Here is a 15,040-nt window from a genome sequence, read left to right as displayed (position 1 = left end):
CGGTTTCCCGGTCCGGCGGCGCTGGTTCCGGTGGGCGCCGCAGTGGCGCTGATCGTGGCGGGCAGCAACCTGCCCGTCGGCGCACGGCCGCTGCCCAACCGTCTGCTCGGCGCACCCGGCGCCGTGCGGCTCGGCAAGCTGGCCTACGCGCTGTACCTGTGGCACTGGCCGATCCTCGTCTTCGTTCTCGCGCGGACCGGAACCGCCACCGTGGGACTCGTCGGTGGACTCGGCGTCATCGCCGCGTCGCTGGTGCTCGCCCACCTCACGAACAGGTACGTCGAGGAGCCGCTGCGAATGCGATCGGCCGCCCGGGCACCCGCTCGCACCACCCGGACCGGCCGGCTGGTCACCGCGCTCGGCCTCGCCGCGCTCACGGTATCGGTGGGCGAACAGGTGGTGACCCGGATAAATCCGCCGGAGGCGGTGGCCGTGCTGGATCCGGCGCACTACCCCGGAGCGGAAGCATTGGTGAATGGAGCGAGCGCGCCCCCGGTGCCGATTCGCCCGACCGTGTACGAAGCTCCCGCGGACCTCGCCTACCCGGCGCGCGACGGCTGCATCGCCGACTGGGACACCCGTGACGTCATCACCTGCACCTACGGCGACGCGGGCGCACACCGCGCCGTGGCGGTGGTGGGCAGCTCACACGCCGAACACTGGGTGCCCGCCCTGGACGTGCTGGCCCGCGAGCACGGCTTCCGCATCGAGGTCTATCTGAAGATGGGCTGCCCGCTGACCGTGGCGGCGGAACCGAGGTACAAGGGCGAGGCAATCCCGGACTGCCGCGACTGGTCCGCCGAGGTGATGGACCGATTGGCGCTGAACCGGCCGGAGTGGGTGTTCACCACCGCCACCCGCCCACGCGACGGCCTCGGCGACGAAACCCCGGCGGACTACCTGGACGTATGGTCGCAATTGGCTGAGCGCGGACTCAACGTGCTGGCCATTCGCGACACTCCGTGGCTGCGCCGGGACGGCGTGCGGTATCGGGCGATCGATTGCCTCGCCCAGCAGGGCGACCGGATCAGCTGCGGCATGCCGCGCACGGCCGCGCTGGACGAGGTCAATCCCGCCCTGGAGTTCGCCGCCTCGCTCCCCAACGTATTCCCGTTGGACCTGTCCGACGCGGTCTGCGAACGCGAGGTGTGCGCGGTCGCCGAAGGCAACATCTTGATCTATCACGACGAGCACCACCTCACTGCCAGCTACTCGCGATCGCTCGCGCCGGAGCTCGGCAGGCAATTGTCGCCGATCCTCGGCTGGTGGTGAGGCGGCGGGTCAGTTCAGCCGCAGCATGTCCGGCCACGCCCGCGACCACGGTATGCGGGGTTGCGCGCAGCGCCACAAGGTGACATCGCGGGTGACGCCGGGAAACCCGAGCCGGGAATCGACGCGTCCGATCGAGCTCACCTCGGCGCAGTGCGCGCGCACATCCGCCTCGGCGCCGCCGACCCACAGGACTGTGGTCGCGTCGTCCGGCGGCGTGCCGAAGTAGCCGAACCCGCGGTTGGGGCTGTAGACGGCGGGCAGGCCATAGGCCGTCCGGTAGACATCCAGAGCGCTTGCCTGCCAATACGAATCGGCGACCACCACGGCCGAGGCCCGCTCCTGCTCCGGCAGCGCCCGATAGGCGGCCGCCGTCTCCGCCGCGAGCTCCGACCAGCCGAAACGCCCGTAGACCGCGATCTCCAAGCCCGCCTGGGCCTGGGTCTCGACCGACTCGATCTCCGACTCCGGGCGCAAGGGCAGCATGAACACCACCAGTACGGCGGACAGCGCGACCAGCGCAACGGTGACGATTCCGCGCGAGCGGCCCCAGTTCTCCGTCCAACGCACCGCGCCCACGGCGATCAGCGCGCCGTAGCAGCCCGCCGCGTAGTACGGGCGTCCGTTGGTCGCCACGAAGACCACAACGAGCACCAACGGCAGTAGTCCGAGAAACCGGTACGCCCGCCAGGATTCGGCTCGAAACAGCGTCCACATCCCGTAGATCAGCAGCAGACCGGCGAGCAAGCCTGCCGCGGCCAGCGCCAGGGGCAACCAGACGTAGCGGCCGCCGATGGTGGCCTGTTCCGCGGCGACCACTCCCCCGAGACGAAGCTGCGGCCATCCGTGCGCCGCCTGCCAGATCAGGCTGGGCGCCGTGGTCAGCGCGACGATCCCCGCGCCCCACCACAGTGCCGGTCGGCGCAGCAGCTCACGCGGTCCGTAGACCGCCACACCGATCGCGATCGCGATCCAGAAGAACGGAATCAGCCACTTGACCTGCATGTCCACCGCGGTGACCAGCGCCGCCGCCAGCAGCAGGCCGTCGCGGCGCGTGCGGACCCAGCGGATCACCAGCCAGCTGATCACCACCCACAACGCGGTGTCGATCGTGTTGGTGGCCAGCTGGTCGCCCTGCACCAGCAGAAACGGCGACGTGGCGTAAGCCGCGGCGGCCAGCACCTGCGCGGCGCGGTTGCCGCCGAATTCCCGGGCGATCTGGGCGGTCACCACTACCGCGGCCACGGTGATCAGCACGGCCGGAAGCCGTAGCGCCAGCAGCGAATCCGGGGCCAGCAGGTCCATCAGACGGGCGATCGCGGGCACCAGCGGCCCCTGGTCGGCGTAGCTGACCGCGAGCCTGCGTCCGGCGGCGACGAAATACAGCTCGTCGCCGAAGAATCCGTACCGCCCGATCGAGACCAGCAGCGCCAGCGCGGCAAGCGCCGCTACCGCGCCGACACCGCCGAGCGCGAACGGCGGCAGCGGCTGCCCGGAATCCGTCCGGCTGCGTTCGGCCTGCAGTACCTCAGTCATCATTGCCCGCCCTCCGCGTCGCTATGTCGAACAACTTGCACAGATGCGCCGAGTAGGGGTCCATTGCGAAATCCGGTTCCCGGACCGTGCGTCCCGCAGCACCATCGATGGCGTCGCGGATCGACTTGGCCATCAGCAGGGGATCGAACTCCCCGAACTCGCCCGCCCGCTGGCCTTCGGTGAGGAGGTCCACGAGCGGCACGATGATGTCGCGCTCCCCGTCGGCGGACGCGAACTTCGGATTGCCTTCCGCATCACGCAGATTCGTCACGACCTCGACGAGCGCGGCGACGTACGTGGTGTTCGCGGCGATGAAGCCCAGATTCGATTCGAGATAGGCCAGCAGCTGGGCACGCGCGCCGGCGGCCGCACCCACCCGCGGCGCGATGTACTCCGCCGCCGAGACGTACAGCTGGATCACCAGCTGCGTCATCAGATCGTCTTTTCCCGCGAAATGGTAGGAGATGACGCCCTTGGAGATCCCCGCATGCTCGGCGATCCGCGCCAGCGACGCGCTGCCGTACCCGACTTCGGAGATCACCTCCACTGCCGAGGCGATGATCTGCCGGCGCCGCGCCTCTTCGATGAACGACCTGCGCTGGCCGCCCGGATCATTTTCTGGCCGCATGGTCAAATATTAGCACGATTGGTCAATCAGCTGACTTTGGAACGGCGAAGGGCCGCGCCTCCCATGGAGACGCGGCCCTTCGTGGTGCGGCGAACCTTACAGGTACTGACCCGTGTTCGACTCGGTATCGATCGCGCGGCTTGCGCTGGCGTTCTTGCCTGTGACCAGCGTACGGATGTAGACGATCCGCTCGCCCTTCTTGCCCGAGATGCGTGCCCAGTCATCCGGATTCGTGGTGTTGGGCAGGTCCTCGTTCTCGGAGAACTCGTCCACGATCGAATCGTAGAGATGCTGGATGCGCAGGCCGGGGTTGCCGGTGTCGAGCACCGCCTTGATGGCGTACTTCTTGGAGCGGTCCACGATGTTCTGGATCATGGCGCCGGAGTTGAAGTCCTTGAAGTACAGGACCTCCTTGTCACCGTTGGCGTAGGTGACCTCCAGGAAGCGGTTGTCCTCGCTCTCGGCGTACATCCGGTCGACGACCCGCTCGATCATCGCGGCGATGCACAGCGCCTTGTCGCCGCCGAACTCCGCCAGATCGTCGTCGTGCAGCGGCAGATGCTCGGTGAGGTACTTCGAGAAGATGTCCTGCGCCGACTCCGCGTCCGGACGCTCGATCTTGATCTTCACATCCAGGCGGCCCGGTCGCAGGATGGCCGGATCGATCATGTCCTCGCGGTTGGAGGCGCCGATCACGATGACGTTCTCCAGGCCCTCGACGCCGTCGATCTCCGACAGCAGCTGCGGCACCACCGTGGTCTCCACGTCGGAGGAGACGCCGGAACCGCGGGTGCGGAAGATCGAGTCCATCTCGTCGAAGAACACGATCACCGGAGTGCCCTCGGACGCCTTCTCGCGGGCCCGCTGGAAGATGATCCGGATATGCCGCTCGGTCTCGCCGACGAACTTGTTCAGCAGCTCGGGGCCCTTGATGTTGAGGAAGAACGACTTGGCTTCCTTGGCATCCTCACCGCGCGCCTCGGCGATCTTCTTGGCCAGCGAGTTCGCCACCGCCTTGGCGATGAGCGTCTTGCCGCAGCCGGGCGGACCGTAGAGCAGCACGCCCTTCGGCGGACGCAGCGCATACTCACGGAAGAGGTCCTTGTGCAGGAACGGCAGCTCCACCGCGTCGCGGATCTGCTCGATCTGCCTGCCCAGACCACCGATGTCGCTGTAATCGACATCCGGGACCTCTTCCAGCACGAGATCCTCGACCTCGGCCTTGGGGATGCGCTCGAACGCGAACCCGGCCTTGGTGTCGACCAGGAGGGAGTCGCCGGGACGCAGCTTGCGGATCGGGGAATCGGGATCTTCCAGATCGTCGAGCTCGGCGATGTTGGCCAGCGGGCCGGCCAGCCACACCACGCGCTCCTCGTCGGCATGACCGACGACCAGGGCGCGACGTCCGTCGTCGAGGATCTCCCGCAGGGTTCCGATCTCGCCGACCGCGTCGTAGTGCCCGGCCTCGACGACGGTGAGCGCCTCGTTGAGGCGGACGGTCTGGCCGTACTCGAGCGTCGAGGTCTCGATGTTCGGCGAACACGTCAACCGCATCTTGCGACCCGAAGTGAACACGTCGACCGTCTGATCGTCGTACACGCCGATCAGAATGCCGTATCCGCTCGGTGGCTGACCCAGCCGATCGACCTCCTCGCGCAGCGCGACCAGCTGCTGGCGCGCTTCCTTGAGAGTGTCCATCAGCTTGGTGTTGCGAATGGTCAGCGAATCGATGCGGGCTTCCAATTCCCGTGTGCGATCCGGCGAGTCGGCGAGTTGCCTTCGGAGTGCAGCCGCCTCGGCGCGTACTGCCTCGAGTTCTCTCCAGGCCGCCGAATCCGAATTCTCGATGGGGCTCATGTGCTGCTCCTCCCAGTCCCGGTCTATCAACGCTACCGGGCGCGACCCGTTCGCGCCTTCCGACATGGTTTCTTCGTGATCACATCTGGGCCGCGATCAACGACCGGACCACCATGTTAGCCTGCCCTAACCAGACCCTGGTGAGCCCGCTCGCCGACCAAGCCGAAAGGTTGCTGACATGCCCCTTCCTGCCAGAACTCTGCGCGTTTCCGTTGCCACCGCCGCGGCGGCGCTGGCCATCTCCTGCGGTCTGGCGGCGTGCGGCTCCGACAATGACTCCGCCGCCACGACCACCTCGGCGGCGTCGGCCACCGCGACGTCGAGTACCCACGGACACGGCGACCATGCGGAGGGCGCCCCGACCGCCGCGACGCTGCAGGCGGTACTGGACAAACTCGCCGACCCCGCCGTCCCCACAGCCGAGAAGACGAAGCTGATCGTCAACGGTGAACAGCGCACCTCGAACATCGACCGGATGAACGCGGGCCTGCAAGGCTACAAGCTGACCTTCACCGTCGCCGACATCACCACCCAGGGCAGCACAGCGAATGCGCAGGTGACCATCGCCTCGCCGCACGGCTCCGCGCCCGCCGTGCCTTTGACCTGGGAAAACGTCGACGGAACCTGGAAGCTGTCGGACGCCAGCGGCTGCCTGATGCTCGGCTTCGCGCAGGCGCCCTGCGTTCCGGCCTGAGCCGCGCGCACCCGGCGGGCGGCCCGCGCTCGCCCGCCCTGCCGCGCTCACCCCTTCGAGGGCCTGCGCTGCGGCTTGGGGGTGACGGTGCCCTCGGCCAGCCTGCGGGCGCTGACGAGGAAGGCGGTGTGGCCCTGCATGCGGTGTTCCGGACGCACGGCGAGGCCGACCACATGCCACGGCCGCACCAGTGACTCCCAGGAACGGGGCTCGGTCCAGCACTCCTGCTCGCGCAGCGCCTCCACCACCTTCGACAGCTGGGTGACGGTGGCCACATAGACGATCAGCACGCCGCCCGGCACGAGCGCCTTGGACACCGCAGGCAGCGCGTCCCAAGGCGCGAGCATGTCCAGCACCGCCCGGTCGACCGGCTCGCCCGCGTAGTCGGCCACGTCGCCGACAGTCAGCGACCAGTTAGCTGGACGTTCGCCGTAGAACGTCTCGACGTTGCGGACGGCGTGTTCGGCGTGGTCGGCGCGAATCTCGTAGGAGATCACCTGCCCCTGCGGCCCGACCGCGCGCAACAGCGAGCAGGTGAGAGCGCCGGAACCCGCACCGGCCTCGAGCACACGTGCGCCGGGGAACATGTCGCCCTCGTGCACGATCTGCGCGGCGTCCTTCGGGTAGATCACCGCGGCGCCGCGCGGCATGGACAGCACGTAGTCGATCAGCAGCGGACGCAGGGCCAGATACGGCGTGCCGTTGGTGGAGTGCACCACACTGCCCTCGTCGGCGCCGATCAAGCTGTCGTGCTTGATCCCGCCGCGATGGGTGTGGAACTCTTTGCCCGCCTCCAAGACCACCGTGTACAGGCGCCCTTTGGCATCGGTCAGCTGCACCCGGTCACCGACGCTGAATGGCCCGGTCCGTCTGGCCGTCATGAATCTCCGTTCCCCTGGTTCGAATTGTCGCGCACCGGCGTGTCGGTGCCGCGGGATAGCCTGCCAGGTATGTGCTCGCCCGTGTCCACGCCCCCTGCCGACGACGCGCGGGAATCCGCGCCCGGCGTGGCGGCGAACCGTGCCAGACCCGCCCTGTCACCTTCCCGGGCAATGGATTTCAAGCAGTGCCCGCTGAAGTACCGGTTCCGTGCGATCGATCGGATCCCGGAGCCGCCTTCGCGGCAGGCGGTGCGCGGCACGGTGGTGCACGCGGTGCTGGAGGATCTCTACGGGCTGCCCGCGGCCGAGCGTTTGCCCGAACGGGCCGACGCGCTCGTGCCCGCGGCGTGGGCGCGCGTGCGCACCGATCAGCCCGAGGTCGCCGAGCTGATCGTCGTCGAGGAACTCGACGCGTTCCTCGACGAAGTGCGCGCGCTGGTGAGCCGCTACTACCGGCTGGAAGACCCCACCCGATTCGATCCGGAATCGCGCGAGGCGCACGTGGAGGTCGAACTCGACGACGGCGCGCTGCTGCGCGGGTTCGTCGACCGGATCGACATCGCTCCGAGCGGTGCGCTGCGCGTCGTGGACTACAAAACCGGCCGCGCGCCTGGACCCATGCAGGAGACCAAGGCGCTGTTCCAACTGAAGTTCTACGCACTGGTGGTGCTACGCACCCGCGGCGTGGTGCCCGCCCAGCTACGGCTCATCTACTTGGCCGACGAACAGATCCTCACCTACACCCCCGACGAGCAGGAGTTGCTGCGCTTCGAGCGCACACTGTCGGCCCTGTGGGCGGCCATCCTGGAGGCGGGCCGCACCGGGGATTTCCGACCGAACACCGGCTGGCTGTGTTCCTACTGCGACTACAAGCCGCTGTGCCCGGAATTCGGCGGCACGCCCCCGCCCTACCCCGGCTGGCCAGTTGGCGGCGCGGCCGACTCGCCGGAGGAGACGCTGGCCGAGGCAGTATCCGACTGAGCGCTGCTCGCCATTCAACGCTGAAAGTACGGCACCGACGTCCGGGCGCCACCCATGGTCCCTGGGCATGCCACGGCCAAGAGTCGGTTCAGCTGCCCGACAGTCGTCTGATCATTGCCGACCGTGGTATGTAGGGCTTGCCAGCGACGAGCCCTGGCGAAGTCTCTCGGAGCCGTGTCCCGAGACTTCCTTTGCCTGGTCCAAAACTTGTCACGGCTCGCTGTATTCCGGCAACGGCACGGCTAGCGACCACACCCGTTCTTTCAGCGTACGGATGTAGTCAACTATCTTCGGATCGGTTGTCACCGCAGCGCCAAGCCAGCGCCCATGCTTGCCGGGCTCGAATACGGTAAACGCGACCACTTCGTCATCGAATACCCAGAAATCGTCTGTCGTCAACTCATCGGCGCTGATCAGGTGACGCGGAAGATACCGCACATCTTCACCCGCCTCCGCATTGAGGCGGGCAACGTGTTTCGCATACCGGGTGTAGTCGTTGTGCGGCACAGTGACTACCCGCGCCCGGTTGACCGCTACGCCTCGGCCGACTGCAGGCCGAGTGGAGGGCGAGCCGACAGGGTCCTTCCGGGTGGCCTCACGCGGCCCCTCAGCGGCCACTCAGCGTCGAAGAAGCTCACGTGACCATGCAGCAGCATCGAGACTGCCGTGCCACCAAGTGCCCCCGCAAGGAAGCGGCACGCCAAACGCTGATCAGCGCCGGACGCATGACGCCGGACACATCAAGAGAGTACTGAGCGTGGTCGTCGCTCAGGCGAGAAGAGGGGAATCCTGGTGAACAACATCATGTTTCGATTGGCGACTATCCTCAGCGCTGCGAGTGCTGTCGCCCTCACAGGCGCCGGGCCAGTGGCTGCCGCACCGACGCCGGTCGCGGCCAAGTCGTGCGACTTCACCACCTACTTCGGCAAGCCGACCCTGCTGCATCCGGTCATCTCCACCGACGCGAAGGTCTCCTGTCATGTGCCTCCGGAGTCGCACACGTTGGAGCTGAGCCTGGAGCACTTCCAGACCGGCCAGTGGGTGCGGTGGGCGCTCCAGGTGGACTCCAAGATCCCTTCCCGCTCGGGTCATGAGGTCCGCGTCAGCGCGGAGTGTGATAGGGGTGACTGGCGGCACAGGGTGCACGTCTATGGCAAGCTGCAAGGGCGTCCGTTCGACTACACCGAAGTCGGCGACACTCGGAAGGTCAGTTCCGACGAATGCCCGAGAGGATGAGCACGATGCCGACGTTCGACGGCAGGTATGCCGAGTACGAGGACCCTGGCCTGTGGCACCGGGTGAAGTACTGGGGGCCGACCCACGTCCGTAACGCACTCTGGCGCTTGAGCGTTCGGTTCCGGCGCATGCTCTCGTAACGCTAAAAAGCCCGTCTCCTTGAGTTCACGCGGTCGTCGCAACACTCTCAATGTGAGAGGTTGCGGCGACCGTGCCGTTTTCGCTCGGATACCCAGCATCACTCGGTCGCAGTGCACACCAATTGTGCTCAGCATGAGGCGATCACGCGGACCAATCGGCGTTCAGAATGCGCGGCAGGAGCGAATGTCGGTGGCGAGGATGGCTTTTGCGCCCAGGTCGGCCAGCTTGTCCATCAGCTCGTTGCTCTGTTTGCGCGGTACCAGCGCGCGCACGGCGACCCAGCCGGTGTCGGCCAGCGGAGCCACGGTCGGGGACTCCAGGCCGGGAGTGATGACGAACGCTTGGTCGAGCAGGTCCTTGGGACAGTCGTAGTCCAGCATCACGTACTGCTGGGCGAAGACCACGCCCTGGATGCGGGCAACGAGCTGGTTGCGTGCCCGGTCGCTCTGATCGGCGTCCTTGCGTTCGACGAGCACGCCCTCGGAGTCGCACAGCGATTCCCCGAATGCGACCAGGTTGTGCTGGCGCAGGGTGCGGCCGGAACCGACGACGTCGGCGATGGCGTCGGCGACGCCGAGCTGGATGGAGATCTCCACCGCACCGTCCAAGCGGATCACCTCGGCCTCGATGCCGCGGCGGCGCAGATCGCTGAGCACCAGGTTCGGGTAGGAGGTCGCGATGCGCTTGTCGTAGAGATCTTCCACCTTCCATTCCCGACCGGCGGGAGCGGCGTAGCGGAAGGTGGAGCGGCCGAAGCCGAGGGCTAGCCGTTCCTGCACGGGTGCGCCGGAATCCAGGGCGAGGTCACGTCCGGTGATGCCGAGATCGAGTTCGCCGGATCCGACGTAGATCGCGATGTCCTTGGGCCGCAGGAAGAAGAACTCGACCTGGTTGGCGGGATCGAGGACGGTCAGGTCACGCGAGTCGGTGCGCTTGCGGTAGCCCGCCTCGGCGAGGATCGAGACGGCGGATTCGGACAGGGCGCCTTTGTTGGGGACTGCGACGCGCAGCATGGGGAGTCCTTTCGGGAGGAGAAACCGGGTATGAGACGGCCGTCACAGATGTCGGTACACGTCTTCGAGCTTCAGCCCGCGACCCACCATCAGCACCTGCACCCAGTACAGCAGCTGGGAGATCTCCTCGGCGAGCGACTCGTCGCTCTCGTGTTCGGCGGCCAGCCACACCTCACCGGCCTCCTCGAGCACCTTCTTACCCTGGGTGTGCACGCCTGCGTCCAGCGCCGCAACGGTTCCGGACCCCTCGGGGCGGTTGACCGCACGATCCTGCAGCTCGGCGAACAGGGATTCGAAGTTCTTCACGATCAGCCATTGTTTCAGACCCGGATGCGGGCCCGTTGCTCCGGCCCACGATGGCCGCGAACGGCGACCGCCCGGCTCCCGGGGTGCGCAAGAGCCGGGCGGGACGTGACTAGTCTCCGGAGAGCAGCGCCGTCAGATCCGCCACCGCGGTGCGCAGGTGGTCGGCGAAGGCGTACATCTGGTCGGCGACGGGCGTCGGCGTGGCGAGGTAGATGTTCCAGCGGTCCGGCAGCAGGACGTAGGCGACGCCGATGCACCGGGAGCTGGTGGAGCCGAAACCGAAGTAGCGGATGTTCACCGACGGTGCCGAGCTGGTGCTCAGGTAGTCGTCCCGCATGATGGTCCAGCCTGGGCTGTCGTAGAGCGGGATCGGATCGGTGACGCCCAGTTCCACACCGCGACGACGCTGGACCCATTGCAGCTCCCACAGGTGCTGCTCGGGCGCGTCCCCCGCCTGGCACTGCTTGGCCCGCTCCACGTGCGCGGCCGCCGCCGTGCGTGCCGCGGCGAGCTTGGCCGCCGTGTCGGCGGACGGGTCCTGCATGGTGTCAACGAAGGCGACCATCTCCGGGGTGACCACACGCATGGCCTCGGTGCGGCCGTTGCGGTACTGCCTGGTCGCGATGGACTCGTAGGTCGCGCCGGTGAGTCCCTTACTGCGCCGGTGGGCGAGCTGGTAGCTCAGCTGCGCGAACGCGTCCGGCGAGATGCCCAGCTGTTTGGCGCGGGAGGTGCCGAAATCCGGGAAGGACACCGTCTGGTTGGCGTTCGCGGCGGCATAGTCGGCGAAGTCGGCGCCCGCCGCGGCGATATCGGCGCGCTGCGCCGCGTCGAGGACGAACTCGATCGGCTCGACCGGGGGCAGCCCTTGCGCCTGCGCGCCGGAGCGGGTGACGTGTTCGGCCACCGGGGTTTCCAGCAGGGTGTCCACGAACGACAGGATGGTGGTGCCGTCCAGCCCGCAGTGCTCGACATTGATGCCCGCCTGCCCGTCGCCGAAGACGATGAACGACACCGACTTGTCGAACCACCGGTTCGCGCTGTCGCCGTGCAGCAGCTGGTCGCAGGCGTGCAATTCGTCGCGCGGAGCGAAGTCCTCGAGACAGATGGCGAACAGCGCCGTCTCGATGGTGTCCAGCGCCGCGACGTTCGCAGGCTCGGCCAGCAGCCCCTGCCTGCTCGCCGCCCATTCGGCGCGGGCCTTGGTCGTCAGATGCCCCACGGCGCTGTCGGCACGGGTCGGGCGCGCACCCGCCTTCAGGACCGCGCGCAGCCCGTCGGCGAGATCCTCCGGCGAGTAGGGCGCCCCGTCCTGGCCGATCACGTCCATCCGGAACATGCTGCCGCGGACGAACACCACGATGTGCCGGGCGTCCGAGTGCCCCGGCCACTCGTCGCTGTAGGGGACGCGCACCGAGTCCTGCTCGGCGCCGGGAATCCTGGTCTCGGAGAACAGGTACTTGTTCTGCCACATCGACAGCTGCTGCCCGCGCTGGGTCACCGGCGGGACGGCCTCCTGGTCGAGGGCCAGCTTGTAGTCGACCGCGGCGGAGATGATGCCCGCCGCACGATCCACCTGGGTCGCTGCCGTGGAGGTGGCCAGCGGCGTGTCGTCCCGGAACAGGAAGAAGAAGTTCGCGTTCAGCGCGATCCGGTCCCGCCGGCCCAGATACCGCGACGGCCAGAACAGATCCAGCCAGCTGCCCACCCCGGGGGTCGCGTCGTACTCCGCGAGCGCCGCGTGGAGGACGCGGCCCGGCCCGTCGGCGCGCAGCAGGTCCTCGACCGCGGCGCGAGTGGCGGCGAGTTCGTCGGCGGTCAGCAGCGGCTCACACCACTGCAGGAACCGGCCGCAGCTGTCCTCCAGCGTCGGCAGGGGCACCCTGGGTAGCTGATCGTCGGCGGCGAACGTGCGTTCGGTCAATGCGGATCCTCGGTGTCGGCGTGATGTTTCGGCAGCGGCCTGGACACGTACAGAGTGGCATACAGCCACCCCTGGGCTTCCCGGCCGGTGGTGTCGATCCCATTGGCGGACAGGGTGTTCAGCACTCGCGACTGCTCGGCCTCGGAGGCGAACCTGCGCTGCTCGTACAGCCCCGGCGCCTGTTCGGTCCGGTAGCCGAGCGCGGCGAGTTCCGCCGCGATCGGAGCGAAGTCGAACATGCGCAACACAAAGTGTGCCATCCACGGCCGCCTGCGCGGGTGTGCCGTGGCCACGCGCGTCAGCGTCTTTTCGGTGACGTATCCGACACAGCCGGTGGAGACCACCAGGTCGGCGGTGGCCAGCAGCGCGCGCTGCTCATCGGTCGGCTCACCGGACTCCAGGTCGGCGTGCACCACGTCGTGCACCAGCCCGGCCTCGTGCGCGTATTCGAGCGCCGGGCGGGCCGCATCCATGCCGAGGAAACGGAGGTCGGCCGGTCCGGCGCCCGTCGCCACCCGGTCTCGGTCGCGCCGGATCAGACCGGCCCGGTCGGAGTCGGCATCGGCGTAGTGCTCGGCCAAGTCCTGCATGGTCGTGTCGAGGCGCAGCAGCGCGGCGTTCACGCCGTAGGAGCAGCCGATGTCGAGCACCGTCGGCGTGCTGACCCTGGCGGAGGCGCGATACTCCCGGATCTGCTGTTGGAAGACCGGCTTCGCCAGTTCCGGAATGCGATAGTCCAGATCGGACATGCGCGCGTAGTACGCGCGCGGATCGGGGCGGTCGTAGATGTCGTCGAAAGACGCTTTCCCGGTGGTGTCTAACGGCACTGGCACTGTCGGTCCTCTCGGGTCGAGCTCGGTCAGTCGAGCCGTTCGGCTCAGTCGAGCAGTCGATCGCCCCGGACAGCGTCGGCCGCGGCGGCTAAGTGGTCGGGTAACACACGGCCGAAGAGCTGCCGCGTACGCTCCACCGTGCCGACCATTCCAGGGCGATCGGTGTAGGCGAAGATGGCCGAATGGCGCTGGCGCGCACCGCTGACGGGTGAGACGCGGTGCAACGAGAAGCGACCGCGGAACAATTGCAGATCCCCCGGGCGCAGTTCGAGCCGCTGGACGAAACGCTCACCGGAGCCGGTCAGCACCGCCCGCACGTCATCGAGGTTTTCCGCCTCGGGCGTGCGGATGTTGGGGCAGTATTCGAAGACGCCGCCGGTCTCGGCCGGCTGGGTCAGCATGGAGACGGTGAATTCGTTGGTGTCGAAATGCCAGGGATGCGACATGCCCGGCGCGACGACGTTGAGGCACAGTCCCGCCAGGGGATCGGCGAATTCGTGCAGTTCGGGCAGGCCGAAGCACTCGGCGACGAACCGTTGGAACAGCTCGTCGGTGTAGAGCCGGTGGATCAGCGCGTCGGCGGGGATGCGGTCGCGCGGCACGAAGGCATTGCCGCGCTCCAGCACGATCCGGCCCGGATGGTCCTGCGGCAGCTCCGCATCCAGCGGAATGTTGTACGCGTTGACCCGCTCCACCTCGTAGTACGCGTGCGGGGCCATCTGGTCTCCCTGCGCCCGCAGCGTGTCGGCCAGCTCGGGCCGGATGAAGCCGCGCAGCACGGTGCAACCGCTGTCGGCCAGGTCCGCGTGGGCTCGACGCACCACGGCACGCAGCCCGGGACCGTCCGGATCCGCCAGAGGAAACCGTGCGGTATCTACGATCTCGTCGAGTACGCCCAACGCTGCCATGGCGTCATTTTGGTGCAGCGCACGCCGACACGCCCGAGATTCGGCGAGATTGCCGGTGATCACGGTCACACGTATGATCTGCGCGCACTCCCGTTGCGGCACAGTAACTCTGGTGAATCGAGAGGGGTCTGGTTGCCCGGCGGCTGCGGCAGCGATTCAAACGCGCACGCGCAGCGCATTTTCGAGGTCGCCGACCGTCAGCCCGACCAGCGAGTCTCGAAATATCCTCCCGCGCGCAGGCGGCACCGGAATCTCGCACGGCACCACGATCAGCGCGCAGCCTGCGGCCTGCGCCGCGCGCGCACCGGTACCCGAATCCTCCACCGCGACACAGTGGCTCGGATCCAGGCCGAGTAGCTCGGCGGCGCGCAGGTAGACATCCGGCTCCGGCTTGCCGTGCGCCACCTCGTCGCCGCACACCGAGACATCGAAGAAGTCGCGACCGAGGGTGTCGAGCCCGAATTCCGTGAGCGACCGCTTGGTATTGGTCACCAGTGCGCTCCGCAGTCCGGCCGCGCGAACCATGGCCAGCGCGTCCTTGGCACCCGGCCGCCAGGGGATGGGGCCGGTCATCAACTCGGTCACCCGCCGCTCCAGATACTCCCCCGCCGCCCGCAACGACGCCGGGGTCGGCTCGATGCCCAGACCGGTGAACATGATCCGCAGGGCGTTCGGCCCGGACGCGCCGATCAGCGCGTGCCGGATCGCGTCGGTCATCTCGTGGCCGTGCTCGCGCGCCAATTCGCGCACCGCGATGTCCCAGAGTTTTTCCGAATCGAGCAGCGTGCCGTCCATGTCCCAGAGCACTCCGGTCAGTGGCGCTGTCACGTTCG

At 67.8% G+C, this 15,040-nt stretch carries 16 protein-coding genes; 5 read left to right on the top strand and 11 right to left on the bottom strand.

The features are described from left to right. Positions 1–1,272: acyltransferase family protein (locus NA4_RS41610; protein WP_169811127.1), on the top strand; the 1,272-nt coding region annotated here is incomplete at its 5' end. 9 nt (positions 1,273–1,281) lie between these two features. Here the strand turns inward: NA4_RS41610 and NA4_RS26820 are convergent. The 3 genes from NA4_RS26820 to arc all read right to left on the bottom strand — a co-directional run bounded on the left by NA4_RS26820 (position 1,282) and on the right by arc (position 5,290). Further along, on the bottom strand, positions 1,282–2,808 hold the full coding sequence (locus NA4_RS26820) for an ArnT family glycosyltransferase (protein WP_245671607.1): 1,527 nt from the start codon (positions 2,806–2,808) through the stop codon (positions 1,282–1,284). Continuing rightward, positions 2,798–3,433: a TetR/AcrR family transcriptional regulator gene (locus NA4_RS26815; protein ID WP_067475837.1), complete on the bottom strand. Its 636-nt coding sequence runs from the start codon at positions 3,431–3,433 to the stop codon at positions 2,798–2,800. Before NA4_RS26815 ends, NA4_RS26820 begins: the two co-directional genes overlap by 11 nt. 96 nt (positions 3,434–3,529) lie before the next feature. Beyond that, a complete protein-coding gene (arc, locus tag NA4_RS26810; protein ID WP_067475854.1) occupies positions 3,530–5,290 on the bottom strand; it encodes a proteasome ATPase in 1,761 nt (586 codons plus the stop codon). Positions 5,291–5,468: 178 nt separating this feature from the next. Between arc and NA4_RS26805 the strand changes: the two genes are divergently transcribed. Further along, a complete protein-coding gene (locus tag NA4_RS26805) occupies positions 5,469–5,984 on the top strand; it encodes a WKL family lipoprotein (RefSeq protein WP_067475834.1) in 516 nt (171 codons plus the stop codon). Positions 5,985–6,031: 47 nt separating this feature from the next. Here the strand turns inward: NA4_RS26805 and NA4_RS26800 are convergent, their stop codons facing one another. Next, positions 6,032–6,865, bottom strand: a complete 834-nt coding sequence (locus tag NA4_RS26800) for a tRNA (adenine-N1)-methyltransferase (protein WP_067475831.1) — start codon at positions 6,863–6,865, stop codon at positions 6,032–6,034. Positions 6,866–7,036: 171 nt separating this feature from the next. Here NA4_RS26800 and NA4_RS26795 point away from each other — a divergent pair, with 171 nt between their 5' ends. After that, positions 7,037–7,846: a RecB family exonuclease gene (locus tag NA4_RS26795; RefSeq protein WP_245671608.1), complete on the top strand. Its 810-nt coding sequence runs from the start codon at positions 7,037–7,039 to the stop codon at positions 7,844–7,846. A 210-nt stretch (positions 7,847–8,056) separates the two neighbouring features. On the opposite strand, the gene NA4_RS26790 is transcribed toward NA4_RS26795, so the two are convergent. Beyond that, the gene (locus NA4_RS26790) at positions 8,057–8,464 is read right to left on the bottom strand and encodes a DUF6879 family protein (RefSeq protein ID WP_373862838.1); all 408 of its coding nucleotides are present in this window, start codon (positions 8,462–8,464) and stop codon (positions 8,057–8,059) included. 249 nt (positions 8,465–8,713) lie between these two features. On the opposite strand from NA4_RS26790, the gene NA4_RS26785 reads away from it, so the two are divergent. Both NA4_RS26785 and NA4_RS43340 read left to right on the top strand, forming a co-directional pair. Next, the gene (locus NA4_RS26785; RefSeq protein ID WP_067475820.1) at positions 8,714–9,082 is read left to right on the top strand and encodes a hypothetical protein; all 369 of its coding nucleotides are present in this window, start codon (positions 8,714–8,716) and stop codon (positions 9,080–9,082) included. Between the two features lie 5 nt (positions 9,083–9,087). Beyond that, the gene (locus NA4_RS43340; RefSeq protein ID WP_281180068.1) at positions 9,088–9,222 is read left to right on the top strand and encodes a hypothetical protein; all 135 of its coding nucleotides are present in this window, start codon (positions 9,088–9,090) and stop codon (positions 9,220–9,222) included. A 162-nt stretch (positions 9,223–9,384) separates the two neighbouring features. Here the strand turns inward: NA4_RS43340 and hisG are convergent, their stop codons facing one another. The 6 genes from hisG to NA4_RS26755 form a co-directional block, all read right to left on the bottom strand. Further along, positions 9,385–10,236, bottom strand: coding sequence for an ATP phosphoribosyltransferase (gene hisG, locus NA4_RS26780; protein WP_067475817.1), 852 nt, complete (start codon positions 10,234–10,236; stop codon positions 9,385–9,387). A 42-nt stretch (positions 10,237–10,278) separates the two neighbouring features. Further along, positions 10,279–10,560 carry a phosphoribosyl-ATP diphosphatase gene (locus tag NA4_RS26775; protein ID WP_174315390.1) on the bottom strand — a complete coding sequence of 94 codons (282 nt, stop codon included), beginning with the start codon at positions 10,558–10,560 and terminating at the stop codon, positions 10,279–10,281. A gap of 91 nt (positions 10,561–10,651) precedes the next feature. Then, a complete protein-coding gene (locus tag NA4_RS26770; protein WP_067475813.1) occupies positions 10,652–12,466 on the bottom strand; it encodes a choline/carnitine O-acyltransferase in 1,815 nt (604 codons plus the stop codon). Next, complete coding sequence (locus NA4_RS26765) at positions 12,463–13,299, bottom strand: class I SAM-dependent methyltransferase (protein ID WP_174552997.1); 837 nt, start codon at positions 13,297–13,299, stop codon at positions 12,463–12,465. Before NA4_RS26765 ends, NA4_RS26770 begins: the two co-directional genes overlap by 4 nt. Positions 13,300–13,343: 44 nt before the next feature. Next, complete coding sequence (locus NA4_RS26760) at positions 13,344–14,207, bottom strand: HalD/BesD family halogenase (protein ID WP_067475851.1); 864 nt, start codon at positions 14,205–14,207, stop codon at positions 13,344–13,346. A gap of 156 nt (positions 14,208–14,363) precedes the next feature. Beyond that, positions 14,364–15,035 carry an HAD family hydrolase gene (locus NA4_RS26755; protein WP_281180067.1) on the bottom strand — a complete coding sequence of 224 codons (672 nt, stop codon included), beginning with the start codon at positions 15,033–15,035 and terminating at the stop codon, positions 14,364–14,366. Positions 15,036–15,040: the final 5 nt, after the last annotated feature.

Origin of the sequence: Nocardia amamiensis NBRC 102102 (assembly GCF_001612745.1) — a bacterium.
Classification (GTDB): domain Bacteria; phylum Actinomycetota; class Actinomycetes; order Mycobacteriales; family Mycobacteriaceae; genus Nocardia; species Nocardia amamiensis.
This window is presented reverse-complemented; position numbering and strand designations above follow the sequence as displayed.

Bases quoted from the DNA above. Each gene is read 5' to 3' on its own strand.
- NA4_RS43340 (WP_281180068.1), top strand. From the start codon at position 9,088: ATGCCGACGTTCGACGGCAGGTATGCCGAGTACGAGGACCCTGGCCTG.
- NA4_RS26815 (WP_067475837.1), bottom strand. From the start codon at position 3,433: ATGCGGCCAGAAAATGATCCGGGCGGCCAGCGCAGGTCGTTCATCGAA.
- NA4_RS26820 (WP_245671607.1), bottom strand. From the start codon at position 2,808: ATGATGACTGAGGTACTGCAGGCCGAACGCAGCCGGACGGATTCCGGG.
- NA4_RS26760 (WP_067475851.1), bottom strand. From the start codon at position 14,207: ATGGCAGCGTTGGGCGTACTCGACGAGATCGTAGATACCGCACGGTTT.
- arc (WP_067475854.1), bottom strand. From the start codon at position 5,290: ATGAGCCCCATCGAGAATTCGGATTCGGCGGCCTGGAGAGAACTCGAG.
- NA4_RS26795 (WP_245671608.1), top strand. From the start codon at position 7,037: ATGGATTTCAAGCAGTGCCCGCTGAAGTACCGGTTCCGTGCGATCGAT.
- NA4_RS26800 (WP_067475831.1), bottom strand. From the start codon at position 6,865: ATGACGGCCAGACGGACCGGGCCATTCAGCGTCGGTGACCGGGTGCAG.
- NA4_RS26805 (WP_067475834.1), top strand. From the start codon at position 5,469: ATGCCCCTTCCTGCCAGAACTCTGCGCGTTTCCGTTGCCACCGCCGCG.
- hisG (WP_067475817.1), bottom strand. From the start codon at position 10,236: ATGCTGCGCGTCGCAGTCCCCAACAAAGGCGCCCTGTCCGAATCCGCC.